The sequence below is a fragment of the Nocardiopsis sp. NPDC058789 genome (assembly GCF_042745575.1).
GTDB lineage: Bacteria > Actinomycetota > Actinomycetes > Streptosporangiales > Streptosporangiaceae > Nocardiopsis > Nocardiopsis eucommiae.
Window position 1 is genome coordinate 167,838 of sequence record NZ_JBHYOW010000004.1, and the last position, 21,626, is coordinate 189,463.

The 21,626-nt window shown below is 71.2% G+C and carries 18 protein-coding genes and 1 tRNA gene; 9 read left to right on the forward strand and 10 right to left on the reverse strand.

From position 1 onward, the window contains the following. Window positions 1-100 precede the first annotated feature (100 nt). The 5 genes from ACFW3L_RS06840 to ACFW3L_RS06860 all read right to left on the reverse strand — a co-directional run bounded on the left by ACFW3L_RS06840 (window position 101) and on the right by ACFW3L_RS06860 (window position 6,188). Window positions 101-1,279 (reverse strand): C40 family peptidase, encoded by a 1,179-nt coding sequence (locus ACFW3L_RS06840; RefSeq protein WP_378737226.1) that lies wholly within the window; start codon window positions 1,277-1,279, stop codon window positions 101-103. Window positions 1,280-1,475: 196 nt separating this feature from the next. Beyond that, window positions 1,476-3,170 carry a bifunctional 3'-5' exonuclease/DNA polymerase gene (locus tag ACFW3L_RS06845; protein WP_378737615.1) on the reverse strand — a complete coding sequence of 565 codons (1,695 nt, stop codon included), beginning with the start codon at window positions 3,168-3,170 and terminating at the stop codon, window positions 1,476-1,478. A 525-nt stretch (window positions 3,171-3,695) separates the two neighbouring features. Beyond that, a complete protein-coding gene (locus tag ACFW3L_RS06850; RefSeq protein WP_378737228.1) occupies window positions 3,696-4,616 on the reverse strand; it encodes a 2-hydroxyacid dehydrogenase in 921 nt (306 codons plus the stop codon). Between the two features lie 96 nt (window positions 4,617-4,712). After that, window positions 4,713-5,555, reverse strand: coding sequence for a TrmH family RNA methyltransferase (locus ACFW3L_RS06855; protein ID WP_378737230.1), 843 nt, complete (start codon window positions 5,553-5,555; stop codon window positions 4,713-4,715). A 33-nt stretch (window positions 5,556-5,588) separates the two neighbouring features. Next, window positions 5,589-6,188 carry a hypothetical protein gene (locus tag ACFW3L_RS06860; protein ID WP_378737232.1) on the reverse strand — a complete coding sequence of 200 codons (600 nt, stop codon included), beginning with the start codon at window positions 6,186-6,188 and terminating at the stop codon, window positions 5,589-5,591. Between the two features lie 447 nt (window positions 6,189-6,635). On the opposite strand from ACFW3L_RS06860, the gene ACFW3L_RS06865 reads away from it, so the two are divergent. The 7 genes from ACFW3L_RS06865 (at window position 6,636) to fabG (ending at window position 14,564) form a co-directional block, all read left to right on the forward strand. After that, window positions 6,636-8,369: a substrate-binding domain-containing protein gene (locus tag ACFW3L_RS06865; RefSeq protein ID WP_378737234.1), complete on the forward strand. Its 1,734-nt coding sequence runs from the start codon at window positions 6,636-6,638 to the stop codon at window positions 8,367-8,369. Between the two features lie 193 nt (window positions 8,370-8,562). Next, entirely contained in the window at window positions 8,563-10,317 is a 1,755-nt protein-coding gene (locus tag ACFW3L_RS06870; protein ID WP_378737236.1) for a substrate-binding and VWA domain-containing protein, read from the forward strand. Between the two features lie 159 nt (window positions 10,318-10,476). Next, window positions 10,477-11,076: a hypothetical protein gene (locus ACFW3L_RS06875; RefSeq protein WP_378737238.1), complete on the forward strand. Its 600-nt coding sequence runs from the start codon at window positions 10,477-10,479 to the stop codon at window positions 11,074-11,076. Window positions 11,077-11,164: 88 nt separating this feature from the next. After that, on the forward strand, window positions 11,165-12,835 hold the full coding sequence (locus tag ACFW3L_RS06880; RefSeq protein ID WP_378737240.1) for a hypothetical protein: 1,671 nt from the start codon (window positions 11,165-11,167) through the stop codon (window positions 12,833-12,835). A gap of 73 nt (window positions 12,836-12,908) precedes the next feature. Beyond that, complete coding sequence (gene orn, locus ACFW3L_RS06885; RefSeq protein WP_378737242.1) at window positions 12,909-13,559, forward strand: oligoribonuclease; 651 nt, start codon at window positions 12,909-12,911, stop codon at window positions 13,557-13,559. Window positions 13,560-13,626: 67 nt separating this feature from the next. Next, window positions 13,627-13,702: transfer RNA gene (locus tag ACFW3L_RS06890), tRNA-His, on the forward strand. 106 nt (window positions 13,703-13,808) lie between these two features. Next, the gene (gene fabG, locus ACFW3L_RS06895) at window positions 13,809-14,564 is read left to right on the forward strand and encodes a 3-oxoacyl-ACP reductase FabG (RefSeq protein WP_378737244.1); all 756 of its coding nucleotides are present in this window, start codon (window positions 13,809-13,811) and stop codon (window positions 14,562-14,564) included. Between the two features lie 77 nt (window positions 14,565-14,641). On the opposite strand, the gene ACFW3L_RS06900 is transcribed toward fabG, so the two are convergent. The 4 genes from ACFW3L_RS06900 to ACFW3L_RS06915 all read right to left on the reverse strand — a co-directional run bounded on the left by ACFW3L_RS06900 (window position 14,642) and on the right by ACFW3L_RS06915 (window position 18,499). Then, on the reverse strand, window positions 14,642-17,479 hold the full coding sequence (locus tag ACFW3L_RS06900; RefSeq protein WP_378737246.1) for a hypothetical protein: 2,838 nt from the start codon (window positions 17,477-17,479) through the stop codon (window positions 14,642-14,644). Next, a complete protein-coding gene (locus ACFW3L_RS06905) occupies window positions 17,472-17,936 on the reverse strand; it encodes a hypothetical protein (RefSeq protein ID WP_378737248.1) in 465 nt (154 codons plus the stop codon). Before ACFW3L_RS06905 ends, ACFW3L_RS06900 begins: the two co-directional genes overlap by 8 nt. Window positions 17,937-18,104: 168 nt before the next feature. Continuing rightward, window positions 18,105-18,353 (reverse strand): hypothetical protein, encoded by a 249-nt coding sequence (locus tag ACFW3L_RS06910; protein ID WP_378737250.1) that lies wholly within the window; start codon window positions 18,351-18,353, stop codon window positions 18,105-18,107. Beyond that, a complete protein-coding gene (locus tag ACFW3L_RS06915) occupies window positions 18,323-18,499 on the reverse strand; it encodes a hypothetical protein (protein ID WP_378737252.1) in 177 nt (58 codons plus the stop codon). Before ACFW3L_RS06915 ends, ACFW3L_RS06910 begins: the two co-directional genes overlap by 31 nt. A 125-nt stretch (window positions 18,500-18,624) precedes the next feature. On the opposite strand from ACFW3L_RS06915, the gene ACFW3L_RS06920 reads away from it, so the two are divergent. After that, a complete protein-coding gene (locus ACFW3L_RS06920) occupies window positions 18,625-19,248 on the forward strand; it encodes a dihydrofolate reductase family protein (RefSeq protein ID WP_378737254.1) in 624 nt (207 codons plus the stop codon). Window positions 19,249-19,615: 367 nt separating this feature from the next. Here ACFW3L_RS06920 and ACFW3L_RS06925 read toward each other — a convergent pair whose 3' ends face one another. After that, complete coding sequence (locus ACFW3L_RS06925) at window positions 19,616-20,683, reverse strand: DNRLRE domain-containing protein (protein ID WP_378737255.1); 1,068 nt, start codon at window positions 20,681-20,683, stop codon at window positions 19,616-19,618. A gap of 326 nt (window positions 20,684-21,009) precedes the next feature. Here ACFW3L_RS06925 and ACFW3L_RS06930 point away from each other — a divergent pair, with 326 nt between their 5' ends. Next, window positions 21,010-21,594 carry a helix-turn-helix domain-containing protein gene (locus ACFW3L_RS06930; RefSeq protein ID WP_378737257.1) on the forward strand — a complete coding sequence of 195 codons (585 nt, stop codon included), beginning with the start codon at window positions 21,010-21,012 and terminating at the stop codon, window positions 21,592-21,594. The last annotated feature ends 32 nt before the right edge of the window (window positions 21,595-21,626 follow it).

Sequence of the window (21,626 nt, forward strand, 5' to 3'; positions counted from 1 at the left end):
CCCCGGCCGTGTTTTGTTGCTTTCTTTTGCTGGTGGGGGGCGGGGCCCCCCCGCCCCGGCCCCCCCCACGGCCCCTTCCCGTTTCCGGAGGCCGGTCGGGTCAGGTGTTGACGCGCACCGCGCCCGCGTAGTTGGCGGTCCGCACGGGGGTGACCCGCACGTCCAGTCCGGTGCGCGGCGCCTCCAGCATCTGGCCGTCGCCGAGGTAGATGGCCACGTGCGAGATGTAGTCGGGCGCGGTCGGGTCCGAACGCCAGAACAGCAGGTCACCGCGTTCGAGGTCGTCCCACTCGACGCGCTCGCCCGCGTTCCACTGGTCGTGGGTGACGCGCGGGATGGACACGCCCTCCTCCTGGAACGCCCACTGGAGCAGGCCGGAGCAGTCGAAGCCGACGTCGGGGGTGGTCCCGCCCCACACGTAAGGCACGCCCAACTGGGTCTCGGCGTTGGCGATGATCCGTTCGATCACCGAGGAGGGGACGGCGTCACCCTCGACCCGGGGCTCGGGGGCGTCGGCCACCAGCTGGAGGGAGGCGTCCTCACCGAGGATCTCCTCCAGTTCCTCGTGCAGGTCCCACAGGTCGGCGTCGGGGGCGGAGACGACCAGGGCGTTGCCCTCGGGCATGCCCAGCTCGCGGGCGAGCTCCCGGGAGACGAGCGCGTCGATCCCGGCGATACCGGACGTGGCGTGCGTCCACACCTCCAGGGGGACCTCGCCGTTGCCGCCGGCGAGGGTGATCTCGCCGCCCACGTCCAGTTCGCGTTCGGTGCCGACGTCCTTGGACAGCGCGACGTGGCCCTCCGCGATCCCCTGCCAGATCTCGTCGGACTCGGCGGAGGGCCGGGGGGCGTGGTTGCGGAAGCTGGAGGGGTTGACGCCCAGCAGGGAGGTGGGCTGGCCGTCGACCTCCACCCGGGCGGCGTCGACGGTGAGGACGTCGTCCACGCCGTCGATCTCGCGGACCGCGTCGACGACCTCGCGGGGAAGCCGCTCGGGGGACACCGCGAAGTACTCGACGGATCGCGCCTCGCGGAAGGGCGCGACGTAGGTGTCGCGCCTGAGTTCGGCGACGTCCGCGACGTCGGGGGTTTCGGTCGGGGAATCGGCCGCTCGGGGCGCGGAGCCGCTGGGGGTGGCGGCCTCGTGGGGGAGTTGTTCGGAGAGGGGAGGACGGTCCTGGACGACGGGGTCGGCCAACGCGGGGCTGGCCCCGAAGGCCGTGAAGGCGACCGCGAAGGCGGCCGTGGTTCCCGCACATGTTCTGAGACGGTTCCGCACGGGGTTCCATCACCCTTTCTGGGACCGCGGCGGGCGGGGGGATCCGCTGCGGCGCACGGCCTGAGATGACATGGTCCGGGTCCAAGAATGGGTGCACCCGGTCGTGTTTGCAAGACGCCCACGCCGTCCGATACCGGACGTCCACCTATCAGCCGCTTGTCCGTTCCCTGAGGATTTCCCGTCTTTCGGCGTTGCGTCACAGGTCGGCGTAACAGTCCGTAACCGACACGGCGAGGGGGAAGCGGACCGGGGTGTCCCCGAAGAGGATCCGGCGGGTCCGTTCCCGGGCGCGGTCGATCGCGCGCAGGGCCTCCTCGGCGCGTTCCTCGGGAACGTGCAGGACGACCTCGTCGTGGACGAAGAAGACGATGCCGCCGCCTTCGGGGGTCGCGGGGAGTTCCTGGCGGAGCGCGGCGAGCAGGACCAGCGCCCACTCGGCGGCCGTGGCCTGGACGACGAAGTTGCGGGTGAACCGGCCGTGGGCGCGGCGCCGTCGGTCACCGTCCGCGGCGGCGACCGTGGCCGACCAGTCGTGCGGGGCCGGTGAGGTGCGGCCCAGCCAGGAGCGGACGATCCCGCCGCCCTCCCCCGTGCGGGCGGCGGCGTCCACGTACTCCAGGGCGAGGGGGTAGAGGCGGCGCATGGTCGCCAGCAGCGGCGCGGCGTCGCCCGAGGTCTGTCCGTACATGGCGGCGAGCAGGCCGATCTTCGCGCGTTCGCGGTCGTCACCCACGTGCACCGCGAGCCGGGCGTACAGGTCGTCCTCGGCCGCCGCGGCCGCGAGGGCGGCGTCCCCGGAGACGGCGGCCAGCACCCGGGGTTCGAGCTGTCCCGCGTCGGCGCGGACCAGGACCCACCCCGGGTCGGCCCGGACGGCCCGGCGCACCGACTTGGGGATCTGGAGGGCTCCGCCGCCCCGGGTGGCCCACCGCCCGGAGACCACCCCGCCCACCACGTAGTCGGGTCGGAAGCGGCCCAGCCGGGGGCCGTCCGCGTCCTCGCGGGGAAGTTCGCGCACCCAGGTCTCCAGCCAGGACCATCCGTTGGCGGAGTGGAGGCGGGCGAGCTCCTTGTAGCGCAGCAGCAGCGGGACGAGCGGGTGGTCCACGCCCTCCAGGACCCAGGACCGGGTGGACTCGACGGGGTGACCGACCCACGCCATCGCCCTGAGGACCTGGGCGGGCGAGTCCGGGTTGACCTCGTGGCCGACGACCTCCCCGATCCGCGTCACGAGGTCGGCGAGGACCGCCGGGCGCTCCCCGGCACGTGGTCGCGGCCCGAGGATCTCGGTGAGCACCCGGTCGTGGACGTCCGGGCGCCAGGGGAGACCGTCGTGGCTCATCTCCACGGCGGCGAGGGCGCCCGCGGACTCCACGGCGACCAGCAGCGCCATCCGCCCCGGTTCGGGGAGCGCGGCGACACGTCTTCGCTGGTCGTCATGGACCTCGACCAGGGCGGCGAGCCGGTCCGTGCCGGGCGGGAGGGTGGAGCGGTCGGCCTCGAACAGCGCGGGTTGCGCGGCGGTCCCCTCCCCCAGCGGCCGCACCGGGTCGTCGGGGACCGGGAGGTCGCGCAGGCGTGCCCAGGCCGCGCCCAGGGAGTGGGGTTCGGAGTGCCGGGCCTCGTGGCCGAGCAGCAGGGCCTCCGTCAGCCCGACGTCGTGGCAGCGGGCCACGCGCACCCCGGCGCGGACCAGGTCGGGGTAGAGGTCGCCGGTGTCCGCCCAGACCCACCGGACCGGCACGGCCCCGGTGTTTCCTCCTCCGCCCTCCGTGGCGGGCTCCTCCGTCCCGGCGCTCCCGTGGTCCTCCTCGATCGCGCGCACGGCGCCCGCGAGGTCGCCCACCCGGCGTGCGGAAGGGGCCGCGCCGCCCTCCCCGAGCTCCCGCAGCTATCCACCGCCCTCGCCGTCGGCGACCACCGCGATCCGCATGGGACCAGTCTCCCCCGGGAGACCGACAATCGGGCGCCGCCGCACGGGCGGGGAGATCGGGCGCCCCACACCCGTTCCGCGAGGGGGGCCGGAGAGGCCGTCACCGTCACCCGCCGAGGCGCCGGGCGGCCGTGCCCCCGGGCGAGGCCGATGAACCGGCTCTCCCCCGCCACACGCGAAAAGCAAGGAGAACGGGACCCCGCCTCCTCTCTGGGCCACGGCCGTCCCCACCCCACCCGCAGGTGCCCGGACTCCGAGACCCGACCCCCGGGCGAGGCCGTACTGACCTCCACGGCGCCTCACCACCCGGTAGGGCCCGGCTTCCGGAGCTGGTCCGTAGGCCGCCCCGGTCACCGAAGGCGCCGTGGCAGGGGGGCCCGTGTCTCCACGACGCCCCTCCCAAACCAGGGCCACCTCCGGGAGGGGGTCGAACGGTGGCCGCCCGCCCCACCAACACCCGCGCGGGCGGCCGGGGGCCAGGGCCTAGCGTCCGGGGCGCACCACGTTCTCCAGGGGTTCCCCGGCGGACCAGCGGGCGAGCTGCCCGTCCATGAAGGCGCGGGCGCGCGGGTAGAAGGCGGCGGAACCGCCCGCCACGTGCGGCGTCAGGTACACACCGGGGGCGTCCCACAGCGGGTGCGCCACGGGAAGCGGTTCGGGGTCGGTGACGTCCAGGGCCGCCCGGACCCGGCCGTTCTGGGCGAGCAGGGCCTCCGTGTCCATCACGGCGCCCCGACCCACGTTGACCACCAGCGCGTCGTCACGCAGCAGCGCGAACTCCTCCGCGCCGAACAGGCCCCTCGTCCGCTCGGTGAGCGGGGTGACCAGGACGACCACGTCCGCCTCCGGCAGCAGGCCGGGCAGTTCGTCCACCCCGTGCACGCCCTCCTCCGGGCGGGCCCGGCTGGCCACCCGCACCACCTCGGTCTCGAAGGGCAGCAGGCGCCGCTCGATCGCCTGCCCGATGCTGCCGTAGCCGACGATGACCACCCGGGAGTCGGCCAACGACCGCTGCGGGACCGAACCCCAGCGGTGTTCGCGCTGGTCGATCGCCCACCGGGGCAGGTCGCGCTGGGAGGCGAGGATGAGCGCGAGCGTGTGCTCGGCGGTGCTGGCGTCGTGCAGCCCCCGGCCGTTGCACAGGGTCACGTGGTCCGGGAGAAGGTCGAGGACCTGCTCGTACCCGGCCGAGACCAGCTGCACCACCCTGAGCTCGGGCATCCGCGCGATCATGTCCAACCGTTCGTCCACGCCCTGGGTGGAGGGCGCGTAGGGCACCTGGTAGAAGGTGACGTCCTCCAGTCCCCCTTCGGGGGCAGGACCCCCGGTGTAGAGGTCGACGTGAAGCGATCGGGGCGCGTTGTCCCTGTTCTGCTCCCACTGCACCAGTGCTCGACCGCCCATGTCGCCCGCTCTCCTTCTGCTCGGTCCGTGTCACCCGACACCCTAGGGGCTCACCCGGCCGGTGGGCCGAGGGCGGGTGCGCGGTCCGCCAGGCGGTCAGACCCGGTGGTCCCGCGCGGCCACGGCGCCGAAGCGCGAGAGCTCGTAGCAGGCGACGGCAGCGGCGGCGGTGACGTTGAGGGAGTCGACGTCGCGGTCGGCCATCGGAATGTGGACGCGGGAGGTGGCGCGCTCCAGCCATCGCGAGGACAGGCCGTCACCCTCGGTGCCGAGCAACAGTCCCACCCTGGCGTCGGACGGGAGGGCGTCCATGGCCTCGCGCAGGGGCAGCGAGCCCTCTCCGGGAGTGAGGGCCATCAGGTCGAAACCGGCCTCGCGCAGGGTGTCCAGACCGCCGTACCAGTCGTCGAGGCGGGTGTAGGGAAGAGTGAAGACGGCACCCATCGACACCTTGACGGACCTGCGGTAGAGGGGATCGGCGCAGCGAGGCGCCAGCACCACGGCGTCCACACCCAGACCGGCCGCGCTGCGGAAGATCGCGCCCACGTTGGTGTGGTCCACGAGGTCCTCCAGCACCACGATGCTGCGGGCCCCGGACAGGACCTCGTCGAGCGCGGGCAGCGGCCTGCGGTGGTAGGCGGCGAGCGCGCCCCGGTGGAGGTCGAAGCCGACCACCCGTTCGGCGGTCTCCTCGCTCACCACGTACAGCGGGGCGCCGGAGGCGGAGACCACGTCGTCGAGGGCGCGGGCCCGCCGTTCGGTGAGCAGGAAGCTGCGGGGGGCGAAACCGGCGGTGGCGGCCCGGCGGATCACCTTGTCGCCCTCGGCCATGAACAGGCCGTGCTCGGTCTCCAGGTGGCGGCGCAGGTTGACGTCGCGCAGCCGGGTGTAGTCGGCCAGACGCGGGTCGGCGGGGTCACTGACCCTGATGACATCCATGGTCAGCGATTATCCCGTGCGGGACCGGGTGGCTCAGCCGATCTGCTCCGTGACGGCACGCAGGCGCTGCCAACGGGCCTCCTCGCAGGAGCCCTTGCGGGAGAGTGTGGTGTCGATCTCCTCGCCCTCCCAGGTGCCCTCGATCGCGGCCTCCTGGGGCCCGTACACCTTGTCGGTGCAGACGGTGCCCGACCGGACCTCGGTGAACAGCTGGTCGCCGGAGACCTCCCGGTCGGTCTCCTCCTCGTCGGTTCCGGACTCCGACTCCGACTCGGTGCCCGTCGGGTCCCCGGCGAGTTCCGCGGCGGCCTCGGCCATCACGGCGCAGGGCTCGGGGTCGGTGGTCAGGTCGCCGGTGCAGTTCAGGGTCTGCACCCAGGCCAGTCCCCGGTCGCTGACGTTGATCCGCAGGTGGCCGACGGGACCCTCCAGGTCGGCGGTGTCCTCCTCGGGTTCGATGACGCTCCCGAGCACCTCCGGGGTCGTGACGTTGGTGGTCTCCACGTCCTGCGGCGGCAGCATCGAGGGGGCGACCAACACGGCGTAGGCCACCGCACCGGCGCAGCAGGCTCCGGCGAGCAGCACGGTGCCGAGACTGCCTCGGCTCCTACGGTCACTGTGCGAATGGGACATGCCATAACCCTCAGGGTTTGGTTGGTCACGGGGGACGACCGCCACGCGCGAGGCCCCGTTCCCGGGGCGCACCGCCAAGCGGACGCCAAGTATCGGTCAAGCGAATACCGGGCAATGGTAGCCGGGAGCGAGGAGTGCTACCCGCCCGGCACCGTAACAAAGCGATCACCCCACGCGGTGGCGGGGCCGGTTCCCGGGGCACTGTGAGCCGGACCACCCCTCCCCTTCCGCTCCCGCATTACCAACGAGTAAGGTCCTGGTGAGGAATCGTTCGTGTGCCACCGGTCGGTCGATCACATCCACAGTGTGTGACGCCCTCCGCCCCGCGATGGTTCTCAGAGATCCCACCGCGGGCACCGGCGCCGAACCCCGCGACCGCCCCCTGAAGACCGGCCCCCGGGAGTCTCCCGCCCCGGGACCGGAGCCAGCCACACCCCCGGAGATCCCGTGTCCAGTGGACGCCACCGCCATCCTTCACCGACCGCAGCGAACACCCGCAGGGTGGTGCGGTCGCCGTTGGGGATCACCGCGATCGTCGTCGCCCTCATCGCCGTCGCGGCGATCACCGTTCCGGTCACCCTGAACGCCCTGGGCTGCGGCGAGACCCACTACCTGCGCGTCTCGACCACCCAGAGCGTCGCCCCGGTGATGCGCGCCGCGGCGACGGAGTTCAACGCGGACCGGCCGAGCTACGGCGGCGCGTGCGTGTTCGCGCAGGTCGACGAGATCGCGCCGCACCGGATCATGGCGGCCCTGACCGGCGGCCAGCCCGGTGACTCCACCATCGCCCCCCACGTGTGGGTGCCCGAGTCCTCCGCCTGGGTCGAGCTCGCGCGGGTCTCCGACGGAGGGGCACACGGGATCGAGACCGACCCGCCCTCGCTGGCCAGTTCACCGGTCGTGCTCGCCGCTCCCCCGGACACCGAGGGCATGCCGGACCAGGACGACGCGAGCTGGACCATGCTGATGCCCGACGAACGCGACCCGGACCGTCCCGTGGTGATGGTCGACCCCAACCGGGGAGCCGACGGCATGACCGTGATGCGCGCGATCCGCGAGCACCTGGGCTCCGGGGACGCCGCCGACACCGCCATGACCGACTTCGTGCGCGACGTCCAGCTGGACAGCGCGTTCGGGGAGATCGACCTGACCAACGTCTTCACCGGCTCCGCCGCCTCCAACGACCGGGTGGACCCGGTGATCGCCGTTCCCGAGCAGGCCGTCGTGGCCTACAACGACCGCCGCGCCGACTCCGCGCCCGCGCTCCAGGCGCACTACGTCAGCGAGGGCACGGTCAACCTCGACTACCCGTACGTGACCACCACCGAGGACCCGGAGCTCCAGGCCGCCTCGGCGGACCTGTACGAGGTCGTCCGGGGCACGGAGTACCGGCGGAGCCTGCGTGAACTGGGCTTCCGCGACCCCGACGGGGAGGCCGCCCCGGACCTGGCCGAGCGCCCCGGGATCATCGCCGAGCAGCCGCCCGTCGGTGACGACCTGACCGGCGACGCCCTGCTGGCCTCCGTCACCGACTGGAACCGGCTCTCCATGCCGTCCCGCACGCTCGTGCTGGCCGACGCCTCCCAGAACATGGCGGAGAACCTGAACGGCGGGCCGCGCCGGGTCGAGGTCGCCCAGCAGGCGGCGCTGATGGGCCTGAGCCTGTTCCCCGACGAGACGGACATGGGCCTCTGGCTGATGTCGGAGGAGTTCGGCGACGAGGGACGCGACCGGGCGGCGAACATGCACCCGCTGGGCGCGGGGGACGACGGCGACGTCACCCGCCGCCAGGAACTGGTGCGGGTGGCGGAGGAACTGGAGGTCGAGGGCGGCGGATCGCGCCTGTACGACAACATCCTGGCCGCCTACGACGAGGTGCAGGACAACTACCACGAGGACAAGATCAACAGCGTCATCCTGCTGACGGCCGGGCAGGACGAGGGCACGAGCGACCTCTCCCACCAGGAGCTGGTCGCCGCCCTCCAGGACCGCTTCGACCCCCGGCGTCCGGTCACGATGTTCATCATCGCCTTCGGGGAGCAGGCGGACGGCCCGGAGCTGGCGCAGATCGCACGGGCGACCAGCGGGTCGTCCTTCGTGACCGAGGACCCGGACGAGATCGGTGACATCTTCCTGAGCTCGATCTCCCGGCGTCTGTGCGTCCCCAACTGCGACAACTGACCCACCCGCCCCGGGCCCCGTTCGCGTGGTCCGGGGCGTTGAGTAACGTTCCCCCCGGTAACACACAGAAGGTCGCACAACACAGGAACTCGGCCGGTACCCACGGGTTCGCCCGTAACGCGAACACCGGGCGCCCGACACTCCCATCCCCTGTACGGCACCCCCGTCCGTACACCACCTCGTGAGGAAAGCTGTGGGACGTCACCGCGGAAAGTACGCAGAAGGACCCTCCGACCGGAGCAGACGCCGCCGAGGGCGCGGCGGGGCCGTCGCCGCGCTCGCCGCCGCGATGGTGATAGTGGTCGGACTCGCCGTGGCGGGCGTGTACATGTTCGGACAGGGCGACGGCTGCGGCGGCTCCGACATCGAGCTGAACGTGGCGGTCAGCCCGGAGCTGGCCCCCGCTCTGGCCGACGTCGCGGGTGACTTCAACGCCGAGGAGCACACCGTGGACAACCGCTGTGTGCGTGCCAGCGTGACCGAGGCCGACTCCGCCGACGTCGCCTTCCAGATCACCGGCTCCGGCGCCACAACCGGCGACACCGACTCCCACGTGTGGATCCCCGACTCCTCCGTGTGGCCGCGCATGGTCCAGAGCCAGGCGGGGGACGCCGTCATCACCGAGACCGGCACCTCCGTGGCCCGCAGTCCGCTGGTGGTGGCCGAACTCGCCGAGTTCGCCGACGACCGGGAGGGCACCACCTGGACCGACGTGGTCCCCACAGCCGCCCCGGGCGAGGAGACCGACCGGGTCGTCCGCGTGGTCGACCCGACACGCAGCTCCAGCGGCCTGGCCACCCTCTACCTGCTGAACGGCGCCCTGGAGGAGGCCAGTCCAGATGCCGACACCTTCAACGCGCACATGACCGCCGCGCTCCAGGCCCTGCACCGGGGCGCCTCCGCCGACGAGGACTCCGCCTTCCTCGCCCTGAGCGGAGGCAACGCGGAGGCCCCGCCCCTGATGGTCATGTCCGAACAGTCCGTGTGGCGCTACAACGAGGCCCACGCAGACGCCGCCGCACAGCCCAGCTACCTCGACGACGGCACCTACTTCCTCGACTACCCCTACATCGTGCGCAGCGAGGACAGCGAGATCACCCGCGCCGCCGAGGTGTTCCGGGCGTCGGTGCGCTCCGACGAGTCGGCCGAGCGCCTCCTCGACGAGGGGTTCCGCGGCCCCGAGGGTGAGCTCGACGACGGGGTGCTGACCGAGGGCGCCGGGTTCCGAGCGGAGGAGCCCTCGGAGCTGCCCGCCCCCTCCGAGGGCTCCATCACCGAGCTGACCCGCTTCTGGAACCAGCTGAAGATGGACTCCCGCGTGCTCACCATCGTCGACGTCTCGGGGTCGATGCTGGCCGAGGTGCCCGGGACCGGGCTGACCCGAATGCAGGTGGCCGGGGCCGCCTCCGCCGAGGGCCTCCAGATGTTCTCCGACAGCTCCGAGCTGGGTCTGTGGGAGTTCTCCACCAACGTCAACAACAACCTCCACTACCAGGAGGTCGCCCCGATCCGGGAGCTCCAGGCCACCGACGACTCCGGGAACGAGCACCGGGACGTGCTGGGTGCCGCGCTCCAGGGCATGCAGCCGCTGCCCGAGGGCGACACCGCGCTGTACGAGACCTACCTGGCCGCGTACCAGGAGATGTCCCGCACCTACCGGCCGGACCGCACCAACGTGATCCTCATGCTCACTGACGGGGACGACGACAACCCCGGGGGCATGGAACTCGACGAGCTGATGTCCCAGCTGGAGTCCATGTCGAGCCCGTCGCGGCCGATCCCGATCATCACGATCGCCTTCGGACCGGACGTGCGGAACCTGGAGCCGCTCCAGCAGATCGCGGCGGCCACCGGCGGCGCCGCGTACATGACCGAGGACCCGACCGAGATCGGGGACATCTTCCTCCAGGCCTTCTCCCTGCGCATCGTCTCGGACGACGACGAATAGGGGTCCGGAACGGAAGGTGACATGAACCTGTCCACCCACCGTCGGCTATGGACTTCTCACTCCCGGTCGCGTACCACGGGAAGGGCCCGGATTCGGGGACCCGTCGCCTTCCGCGCCCGAATCGACGGGTCGGAGACCGAGGTCGGATTGGGGAGTGCCATGGCGAAGGCGTGGATGGCCGGTGCCGAGAGGATCGAGGGCGCGACCACCCGCACGGCCGGGGGGATCGGCGCTCCCCGGGCCGTCTGGACGGTGACCGGAACGGACCCGGACGTGTGGTCGGCGCGTGAGGAGGCGGTCCGGCTGGTGAAGGAGGGCACCGCCGCCCACCTGGTGTGGAACCCGCGCACCGGCGCGGTGGCCCAGGCCCTGGCCGCCACCCGGCGCAGCGACCTCCCTCTGGGCCGCACCGAGCGGTTCGACCGGTTCGTGGACCACGGCGACGAGGGCCGGGTGTGCGTGGTGGTCGCCGTGGTGTCCCTGGAACGGGAGCCGTTCACCGACGGGCCGCTCCTCGAACTGAGAGCGATCCTGGAGTGGCTGGAGTCGTGGGGTGTGGCCAGGAACTGGCCCGCCGGGCCGCCCGGCCGGTGGTCGGCGCACTCCCCGGAGGAGCGCACCCGCGTGTGGGCCAAGGGCGGGCACTTCGGCCACGACCAGGTCCCGGGGTCCCGGTCGACCGCCCCCGGACGGGTGGATCCCGAGCACGTGCTGATCGAACCCCTCACCCTCGGATCGCGACCCTCCGTGACCACATAGGCACACAAACAGAGGGGTGGGGGTGGTGTCGTGGAGAATCGGATACCACTGGTCAAGTACGGCTCCGCAACCCCTTAGTCTGTCGCCCATGGGTGGATCTATCGAGCCGGGTTGGTACGCCGACCCACAGGGCGACGCGCAGACGCTCAGATGGTGGAACGGTGACGAGTGGACGAGGCATACCCGTTCACTGAGCGAACTCCAGGCAAGCTCCGACGAGGAAGCCACCACCGATCTGGGCCAGGACGGGGGCCCCTCCCCCTCCGAGGACGACGAGGGAACGGTCCGGCTGGGGACGAGCGCCCCGACACCGATCGACGACGACCCGAGCACCATGCGCATCGACCCCTCGTGGGCCCGGCGCACCCCTGACCCCACACCCCCCGAGGACCCGAGCACCGTCCGCGTCGACCCGTCCTGGGCATCGCCTCCCTCCCCCACCCCGGTAGGCGACGAACCCAGCACCATGCGCATCGACCCCTCGTGGTCGCGGTCGGCCGACGACGAGGCGACCGCCGACATGGGCGGTGCCACGATGCGGGTGAACCCCGCCGACCTCCCCGGCTCCGAGGACGAACTGCCCACGGCGGACCTCACCAACGACGAGGTCCCCACGGCCGACCTGTCCGACGCGGCGCCCCGTGACTCGGCGCCCCGCACGGCGGTCTTCGACCCCAACACGATCGGCGAGACGCCGGGCACCGCGGTCTTCGACCCGAACACCATCGGTGAAACCCCGGGCACCGCCGTGTTCGATCCGAACACCATCGGCGAGACCCCCGGCACCGCCGTGTTCACGCCCGGAGGTTCCCCCGGCGGCACCGCGGTCTTCGACCCGAACGACCCGATGTTCTCCGGCGGTTCCGACGAGGACCCCAAGGGCGGAAAGTTCAAGGGCTTCCTCGGGAACCTCAAGGAGGGGTGGGCCGACCTCTCCGAGGAGCGCAAGGAACAGCGCCGCCACGCCGAGGAGGAGGCCGCCAAGAAGCGCGAGGAGGAGCGGGTCCTCCGCGAGGCCGAGGCCAAGAAGCAGGCCGAGGAGGCCCAGAAGCAGGCGGAGGAGGAGCGCAAGCGAGCCGAGGAGGCCGCCAGGAACGCCCCCACCCCCGCTCCCGCTCCCAACCCGGCCGACGCCGGTGCGCCGCCGGCCGGTTGGACCCCGCAGAACCCGGGCCAGCCGCAGCCCCCGTCCGGCCCGCAGCCCGGCCTCGTCGCCCAGCCCCCGTCCGGCCCGCAGCCCGGCGCCTTCCCCGGGCACCGCCCGCCGACCGGCCCTCAGCAGTCGGGCCCCCCGCAGCCGCCGAGCGGCCCCCAGCAGGGCTTCCCCCCGCCCCAGCAGTTCGGACCGCCGGGCGGTTACCCGCCCATGGGCAACCGGCCCCCTATGCCTCCGCAGGGCCCGCCGCCGCAGCAGTTCGGTCCGCCCCCCGGCGGCCCCATGGCCGGGCCTCCCGGACCGGGCGGCCCGCCGCCCGGTGGTTCCCCCTGGGGCCCGCCTCCCGGTGGTCCGCCTCCCGGTGGTCCACGCGGCGGCAACCCCTACGGTGGTCCGCCCAACCCGTACGGCCCGCCGCCTCCACCTCCCCAGCCCCCCAGGAAGAAGCGCGGCTGCGGTTGCGGCTGCTTCTTCCTCATCCTGGTCACCCTGATCGTGCTGTTCATGCTCTACCTCCAGTTCTGGGGCGTGTGGGACTGGATGTACGACATCTTCGACCTGGGTCTGCCTCAGGGCGGGTCCGACCCGTTCGTCTGGGACTGAGCACCCGTCACGGGGGCGGTGGGCCGTCGGCCCACCGCCCCCGTTCGCGTTCAGAACCCCTAAGCTGACCGGTATGAATGACAGTTTGGTGTGGATCGACTGCGAGATGACCGGCCTCGACTTCGAGAACGACGCGCTGATCGAGGTGGCCTGTCTGATCACCGACGGTGAGCTGAACATCCTCGACGAGGGTGTCGACGTCGTGATCAAACCCCCGCAGGAGGCCCTGGACCGGATGGGCGACTTCGTCCGGAACATGCACACCACGTCGGGGCTCCTGGACGAGCTGGACAAGGGCGTGACGCTCCAGGAGGCGGAGGACCGCGTGCTGGAGCACATCCGCCAGTACGTGACCGAGCCCCGCAAGGCGCCGCTGTGCGGCAACTCGATCGCCACCGACCGCACCTTCCTCGCCCGGGACATGCGCCGGATCGACGACTTCCTGCACTACCGGATGGTCGACGTGTCCTCCATCAAGGAGCTCCTGCGCCGCTGGTACCCGCGCGTCTACTACGCGAGCCCGGAGAAGAACGGCGGCCACCGGGCGCTCGCGGACATCACCGAGAGCATCCGTGAGCTGCGGTACTTCCGCGCGGCCGCCTTCGTCCCGGAGCCCGGCCCGAACTCCGCCACGGCCCGCGCCATCGCCGCCGAGGTCGTCGCCGACGGCACCGGTCTGATCGCACGTGACGCGGCTCTCCACACCCCCCAGCCGGAAAACTGATCGAAGCACTCCCCGGAGTCCGCTAGAATTTCATACGTACGCAGGGCCGAGAGGCCCGGCGCACGTGGTGGGTGTAGCTCAGCCGGTAGAGCACTTGGTTGTGGTCCAAGAAGTCGCGGGTTCAAGTCCCGTCACTCACCCCAGAGTCGAGAGGCCCTGATCCAGCGGATCAGGGCCTCTCGCGTTCCCAGGGGTTCCTCGATCTCCGACGGGGTACGACCGTCACCGGTCCAACGACAGGAGGCGACCGTGGGCAGATCGGTTCTGGTGACCGGCGGCACGAGAGGGATCGGGCTCGGCATCGCCCGAGCGTTCGCGGAGGCCGGGGACCGGGTACTGATCGTCGGGCGTGACGAGGCCAGGGCGCGGGAGGCCGCCCATGGCGTTCCGGGGGCCGAGTGGGCCGTCGCGGACGTGGCCGATCCCGAGGACTGCGCGCGCGTGGTCGAACAGGCCGTGCGGAGCACCGGCGGTCTGGACGTGGTCTGCGCCAACGCCGGCGTCTTCCCCTCGTCCCCGCTGGTGTCGATGGACCAGGACGAACTGGGCCGGGTCATCGACACCAATCTCAAGGGCACGGTGTTCACGGTGCAGGCCGCGATCGAGGCCCTGACGGCCTCGGAGCGGGGACGCGTGGTGATCACCTCCTCCATCACCGGACCGCTGACCGGATACGCGGGGTGGACGCACTACGGCGCCACCAAGGCGGCCCAGTTGGGGTTCATGCGCAGTGCTGCCCTGGAGCTCGCGCCACGGGGCATCACCGTCAACGCCGTGCTTCCGGGCAACGTGCGCACCGAAGGCCTGAACGACATGGGGCCCGAATACCTCGAACGCATGCGTGCGGCGATCCCTCTGGGGCGCGTGGGAGAGGTGGAGGACATCGCCGCGACCTGTCTGTTCCTGGCGGGTCCGGGGGCCTCGTTCATCACTGGTCAGGCCATCGTGGTCGACGGCGGGCAGGTGCTGCCCGAGGACGGCGGCGCCTTCGCGACTCCCGGGTGAGGCGGGGGTCGGCCTTCGCCTCAGCCCAAGGCGGGAGCGAGTCTCAACGCCTTCCCGAAGCGAATCGAACGATCAGTTCACCCTTGCCTCGCCCGGCGTGCCAGGGCCCAGAGCAGGGGACGGCGGGCCAGCCATTTCTCTGGAGTGTCGGTCTGGTGCCAGTCGGTCGGTTCGTCGCTGTTGGTCATCATCAGGGTCTCGACCACCCCGTCTGCCTGTGACATCACGAAACCGATCACGTTCGAGCAGTAGGACGGCTCCATCTCCTCGATCCGGTGGGCCCTGTCGTACCGGTCCCGCCAGACCTCCTCCTGGTTGAGGAGGTTGACCCAGTGGTCGTCGAAGGACCATGTCGGGCGTTGGAGGCGGAGGGCGTCGGCCTTGCGCACCTGTTCGGCCGCCTTCTCCGACATCATCTTCGCCGGACTGATCCCCCCTTCCATACCAGCGTCCCAGAAGCGCTGCCTCGCCTCCCGCTTGACCTGAACCGCCTCCCACCACCGACGCCCGTGCGCGAGGCACCGCGCGTGATGAGCCAGGGAGTCAGCGAGCGCGCTCTGGTACTGGGCGGGCCGCGCGGCTGCCAGGGTCCGGTATCGGTCGACCGTCTCGGCGGCGACCTCGGCGGCCCGAGCACACTCACCGGTGTTGTGCAGGACCGTCGACATGTTGGAGAGGACCGCCGCGAGATCCGCGGAGAACGCTCCGGGGTTGGTCTCCTCGAGGCTCCGAGTCATCCTTGCCGCCTCTTCGAACAGCGGGAGTCCCTCTCGGGCACGTCGCAGACGGACGAGCACACTCGCCCGGCTGTTCAGCACGATCGCGAGCTCGGGTTCGTGGACGCCGGGCTCCCTCTCGGCCAGGTCGGCGTAGATCACCGCGGCCTCGTCCAGGGCCGTGGTCGCGTCCACCCACCGGCCCAGGGCCTCGTGGACACCCGCCTGGCCCGCGAGTGTGCGGGCGAGTTCGGCGCTCGTCGTCGAGAGTTGTTGGTCGGGCAGGCCACGGAGGAGGCGCACCGCCTCCTCCCACGCGGTCAGGGCCTCCGCCCAGCGCCGGTCCACGACCACCAGGTCCGCGACCTGTCCCAGAGCACGTGCCAGGTCGAAAGCGTGGGCCTGGCGCTCCTCCTCGGGGAGCTCCCGGTAGAGACGCACCGCCTCCTCGCTACAGCGCAACCCCTCGTCCCAGTGGCCGAGCTCCACGTGTTCACGGCCCAGGAGAGTCAGACATCCCGCCAGATCGGGTGCGTGGCCGCCGGGAGCGCGCGCCACCAGGGCCCAGTACAGGTCGACCGACCGCTCCATCACCACGAGCGCTTCCTCGTGCCGCCCCGCCCTGGCCAGCCTCTGGCCGAGCAGGCGGTGTTCGCTGGCCCGCTTTCCCGAGTCGTCGGTGCGACTCAGTCTCTCCCGCGCGAGGCGTTTGCCCAGTTCGGCGATGCCGACGTCCAGGTCGATCCGCCGGTGGTCGGGGAGCCGCGTCTCCACGGCTTCCAGAACCTCCAGGGAGACGTCGATCTCCGCGAGGCCCGCCAGGCAGTCCCCTCCGCCAGCGATGGCCAGGCCGGGGTCCTCCCGGAGGAGGTCCTCCACGTGCTCGGCCACGTGTGGCCAACGGTCACGCGCGGCCGCGGCGACCAGAAAGGTCATTGTCCTGGCCGTGTGCGGGGGCGGGGGTTCGTCGTCCGCGACCCCGGTGACCAGGTCCAGGGTGTCCTCGGCCCAGAGGGCGGCGGGCTGGTCCGTCAGCGCGTGGCCGGGCAGGGCGATCGCCAGGAGATCCTCGGCGAACCGATCGGGATAGGGCGGTTCCAGTACGGTTCGCGCGTTGAGGGACGGGTAACAGACGCGGTGGTCCGCGAGGGTACGGTGCGTGTCAGACAACTCGATGCGACGAAGGACCGCGGTTCCCGCACGTGTGGGCAGTGCACCTGTCAGCGCGGCGGTGAACACCACTCGATGCATCGTGCCGGGTGGCGTCGTGAAGTCCAGCCCGGAGATGCCGTTCTCGTAGAGGCGGGTCCAGTGATCCCGCTCCCTGTCCAACAGATACGACGAGAGCCCCACCGTGTCCTCGGGCAGCCGCGCCCCGTGCACGTGGGCGTCGACCGCCACCAAAGCGGCCATGTGCAACGCCAGGACCAGACCGTACTCCGGACGGTCGAGGTCGTGGGGCGGCTCCACCACGGAGGGTTCGGCCAGCCCGTACTCTCGGGCGAAGGAGTCGCGGGCGGCGACGAACATCCGTAGCCTTCGCGAACGGTGACCCTCGAGTGCACGCAGGCCGAGCGCACTGGTCTCGGCCTGGAAGGCCCGTTCCAGGTTGTGGCGAACCGAACTCCACATGGTGTTCGACCGGGCCACCAGGAGCAGCCGGGTCGGAACGGGCTCGCGTAGTAGTGAGTTGTTGAGAAACCAGTTCAGGTGGCTGAGAGGCCATCGGTCCGCGTAGTCGACGAGGAGGATCAGGCCGGGTGCACCGTGCAGGCGCAGATCCTGGCTGCCGTGTTCGGGAGGAACGGCTCCGGATCCGTGCGAGACGGTGACGACCTTCCACCCGTCCGCCAGGCTCCGGTCAGCGAACTCGGCGGCCAGCCGTGTCTTGCCCTGACCCCCCGGGCCGTACAGCCAGAGCGCCGAGACCCGGGGACCGTCCGCGTCACGCCACGCGAACAGTTCCGTGAGCTCTTCCTCCCGTCCGGTGAAGGCGACCACCCTGGAGCGGGCGTCGAGCATTCGGCTGGGGCGGGGCAGGGACCCCTCAACCCGGCCGTCGATCGACGTGACGCGATGCTCGTGCAGCAGGTAGACGGGGCCACCGTGTTCGAAGACGTGCATGTCGGCACCGACCACCCCGTAGGCGTAGCCGCCGCTCTCCGCGAGGACGATCTGTTCAGGGCCGCACTCAGCCATGCGCGCCAGTCTCCGGACCGGCTGCCAGAGGCCGGTCCGGAGGCTGCGGCGGCAACTGGTTCACGGTGACACTGCCGTTCTGCGCCGCGAAGACCTGCCCGCCCTCGCGGGCGACGTTGATCTGGGTTCCGCTGTCCGGTCGGGAAGGCAGGCTCCGCCTGATCTCCCCCTCCAGGGCACGGAGCTCCTCGGTGAGGCCGGGATTGAGTTCCACGAGGTCCTGAAGGCGCGCCTGCCACTGGGTCTCGAGGACGCCCCGTACCCGCTCGGACTGGTCCGGATCACTGTCGGAAACCCGGGCCGCGTCCCTGTCCAGACGGTTGGCGACGACCTTCCGCTCGTCCTCGTTCCTGCCTCGGAACAGCCGCAGGACCCCTTTGCGAGCGGCGGGCCAGGCATCGGTGGCCATGGCCCTGACCAGCGCGATCACTCCGTCCTTGACAGCTTCTTCGAGCATGCCCATCTCCCCGTCCGAGTCTTCGCGTATCACCACGGCGAACGCACTCCTGGCGCCCGGTACAGCATGGTCTCCGAACGCGACCACTGACTGTCTACCATTCGTTGGAGCACGGGAACCCTTGCTCCGTACTGGATCCACGCTCCCGAACGGTGACCGGGGTCGGCGTCAGTGGAAGAAGCCGATGATGCCGTGTCCGCGGCCGGCGGCGGTGCGGATCCAGCCCAGGACCGCGGTGACCGCCTCACGCGTGTAGGGGTCCTCGATTTCCGCGATCCGCTCCGGGGTGACCGCGCGGGCCTGCTCGTCGGCCAGACTGACGGACTTGGCGGACCAGGAGTCGCCGTCGTCCTGGTCGCCCGCCAGGTACTCGACCCGCACCTCGTTCACGCCGAGGGCCGAGAGGGTCTGGTCCACCTCCTCGAGCCACCAGTGCTCACCGGGTAGAAGCAGCGGTTGTCGAGGAACCTGCCGTACATCTCGCACTGCGAGCGCACCGTCTCGGAGGCGGGGCGGGAGATCCTGTCCATGTCGACACTGAAGGCCATCAGTCCTGAACTCATGCCCCGAACGATAGGGAGCCCTTGTGACAGTTCGGGTCTCGCGGCGTGGAGACGGGGACGGCGGTGCCCTCCGTGTGAGACTGGCGTCGAGTCGGCCCGGGCGCGGCCGTCGGAGAGGAGCCAGCGTGAAGATCACCCTCACCCAGTTCGTTTCGCTCGACGGTGTCAGCCAGGGCCCCGGGGCGGCCGACGAGGACGTCTCGGAGGGCTTCACGCGGGGCGGCTGGTTCGTGCCCTTCATGGACGCGGCGTTCGTGAGGACCGCGTCGGAGTGGCTGGACCAGGCGGACGGGCTGCTGTTCGGCCGACGCACCTATGAGGCCTTCGCCCGTGACTGGCCGCAGATCACCGAACCCGATCCGTTCACGGTACGGATGAACTCGCTGCCCAAGTACCTGGTGAGCTCCACCCTCACGGAGGGCTCCTGGGCCCCCACCACCGTGCTGGGCGGGGATCCGGTCACCTCGGTGGCGAGGTTGAGGGAGCAGCCCGGGCGTGAGTTGCAGATCCACGGCAGCGCCCGGCTCGGGGGGTTCCTCGTGGCTTCGGGTCTGGTCGACACGGTTCGTCTGGTCGTCGCCCCCACCGTGGTCGGTGAGGGCCGCCGCCTGTTCACACACCCTTCGCAGAGCACCGGGTTCCGTCTGGTCGGGCGGGAGCACACCCCCTCGGGTCTGGTCCTGCTGGAGTACGCCACCACCGGAACGGCTCCGTTGGCGGACTACGAGGGCGTCGACGCGCTCACCTGAGCGCACGTCGCGGCAGCACGCCCGGAGCGCCCCCCTCTGGGCGTTTCCTGGCACGCGAACGTCCGCGGCGGCCCGAAGCACGTCTGTGGCGCCCTAGCACACAGGTGACAACGGGCCTCCGCGGCTTCCCGAGGCGTCACCCCACCTGGTTCCGCTTCGGGCACGTCCGGTTTGTGGGACGACCACCTCTCCGACCGGCGAAGCCGGACCGTCCGCCGCGCACGACCACTGCGCCGTGTGACCGGTGCGTGAACGGTACGTACTCCCGGGCCGCCGGGGAGCCTCCCACCACGGTGCTCCCCCACGGGCCGCCGACGCGTTCCTCCGCCCGACCGGACGAAGCATCGGAGGAGAGGGGTGTCGTCCTTCATCGACCGATTCCCCCGGTAGCCCCACCGCGGGTTCGGTCCTCGAGGGGTGCGGCGGATGGGGGTCCCCGGGCCCGGGTCGTCTCTCCTGCCCACCGGTGGCCGTCCGAGGCGATCGCGTGGTCCGTCCGCTCCGCCCGAGGGGACCGGACCGGATCGCTGCTGGACGGGCCGTCGTGGCCCCGGAGGAGGGCGTCGCCGATTCCCATCGTCACAGGGACCACGGGGGGCGGGACGGAGTTCGGAGGGTCGTCGTCCGGCGGGACGAGGCCGTCCCACGGTGCGGCCCTCTCTGAGGGCGCGACGTACCCGGTCGGCGCGGGGCCGTGGTCGACCACCAGGGCCGGGGGGTGGTCCTCGACGTCGAAGCGCCGCCAGGCGGTGCTCCCGGACTCGTCCGCCGCCCCGAGCCTCAGGTGGAGGTGGTGTTCTCCGTCGTCCAGGGCCCGCTGATAGGCCTCGGTCACGTCGAACTCCACACCGCCGTGGAGCGGGCAGGCGGTGTGCCCGCCCCGCACGTTCCGGGTGTCGAGCAGTCCCCGGGACGCCGGTTGGTCGTTCCAGGTGGTGTTCTCGTCGAACGGGTCGACCCGGTGCAACTCCACGGCGGAGTCGCTTTCACAGTCGTAGGACCATGCCACGTCGACGCGCAGGACCGCGGATTCCACCACGGATTCGGAACCGAGTTCCACCGGGAAACGGAAAAGGGCCCTGCGGGTGTAGACACGATCCCAGGCGAGGCGCCCCGTCCCCAGACTCCCGTTTTCGGTCATGTTGGATGGTTGGTCCGGAAATGCGCGGTCCACATGAGTCCACAGCGAACTCACGGACGCCATTCGACCACCGTCGTCGTGCGCGATCGCGGACGGGTCCTCCTCGGAGTGGACTCCCACCCCACCGAATGGGCCGCCCCCGACCGGGGAGGCCTCGATCAGACCGGATTCCGGAGCACTCCCCTTGACGGTGGGGGCTTTCTCGTCAGCCGCGACGGGTGCGCCCACCCCCAGCGAGAGAACCAGGGCATAGGTCGCACAGGCCGCCGTCGCGCGGGTCAGGGTACGACGCATTACGGTTAGTGCCTACACATTCCAACTACGACCGAAAGCAATTCCGCGAGGCTTCGTGCCTCGCGTTCGACTAAGAGGAATTTACCAAATTCACACCCGAACCGACAAACAACAGGGACATACGAGCGGACCAAAACCACCTTTATCCCACAAGACAAACGAGGACCCCTGGAGTCCACCCGGGGAGTCGACACCACCCCTCGCTTTCCGCTGTCCCGCATTCGGCAAGAACCAAAATACGGTTCGTTTCAAACCGAAAACCGACGACAGGGGGCCGCTCCACCGCCTCCCCAGATCGGGGCCGCGCCACGAGATAGGTTGCGGACATGGAAGGCAACGACCCCGACACCGAGGTGCTCCGAGCCGTGGGTGCCCGACTGCGCCAGCTGCGAGGGCGGGCGAAGCTGACCCTCATCGAACTGTCGGAGCGCACGGGCATCTCACCGAGCACGCTCTCCCGCCTGGAGACCGGGCGGCTCCAGCCCACCCTGGGGCAGCTGCTCCCCCTCTCCCGCGCCCACCAGGTGCCGATCGGCGAGCTCGTGGACGCCCCCAGAGTGGGTGACCCGCGCGTCCACCTGCACCCGGTGCGCCGCTTCGGCCTGACGTTCGTCCCGCTCACACAGCGCGCGGGCGGGGTCCAGGCGTACAAGGTGGTCTATCCGCCGTCCCGGACCCTTCCGGCTCCCGAGCTGCGCACGCACGAGGGCCACGAGTGGTTCTACGTCCTCACCGGAACCGTGCGGCTGGTCCTCGGATCCGAACAGGACGTGCTGCTGCGGGCCGGGGAGGCGGCCGAGTTCGACACCCGGACCCCGCACTGGATCGGCAACCCCGCCGAGCGGGCGGTGGCCGAGGTCATCGCGATCTTCGGGACCCAGGGCGAACGCATCCACCTGCACGGCGCCTGAGGAACCACGCACCCACGCCGTTGCAGATCCGC

Coding starts and splice junctions, on each gene's coding strand:
- ACFW3L_RS06850 (WP_378737228.1), bottom strand. CDS start 4,616: ATGGGCGGTCGAGCACTGGTGCAGTGGGAGCAGAACAGGGACAACGCG.
- ACFW3L_RS06855 (WP_378737230.1), bottom strand. CDS start 5,555: ATGGATGTCATCAGGGTCAGTGACCCCGCCGACCCGCGTCTGGCCGAC.
- ACFW3L_RS06860 (WP_378737232.1), bottom strand. CDS start 6,188: ATGTCCCATTCGCACAGTGACCGTAGGAGCCGAGGCAGTCTCGGCACC.
- ACFW3L_RS06875 (WP_378737238.1), top strand. CDS start 10,477: ATGGCGAAGGCGTGGATGGCCGGTGCCGAGAGGATCGAGGGCGCGACC.
- ACFW3L_RS06880 (WP_378737240.1), top strand. CDS start 11,165: ATGGGTGGATCTATCGAGCCGGGTTGGTACGCCGACCCACAGGGCGAC.
- orn (WP_378737242.1), top strand. CDS start 12,909: ATGAATGACAGTTTGGTGTGGATCGACTGCGAGATGACCGGCCTCGAC.
- ACFW3L_RS06900 (WP_378737246.1), bottom strand. CDS start 17,479: ATGGCTGAGTGCGGCCCTGAACAGATCGTCCTCGCGGAGAGCGGCGGC.
- ACFW3L_RS06905 (WP_378737248.1), bottom strand. CDS start 17,936: ATGCTCGAAGAAGCTGTCAAGGACGGAGTGATCGCGCTGGTCAGGGCC.
- ACFW3L_RS06915 (WP_378737252.1), bottom strand. CDS start 18,499: ATGAGTTCAGGACTGATGGCCTTCAGTGTCGACATGGACAGGATCTCC.
- ACFW3L_RS06925 (WP_378737255.1), bottom strand. CDS start 20,683: ATGCGTCGTACCCTGACCCGCGCGACGGCGGCCTGTGCGACCTATGCC.
- ACFW3L_RS06930 (WP_378737257.1), top strand. CDS start 21,010: ATGGAAGGCAACGACCCCGACACCGAGGTGCTCCGAGCCGTGGGTGCC.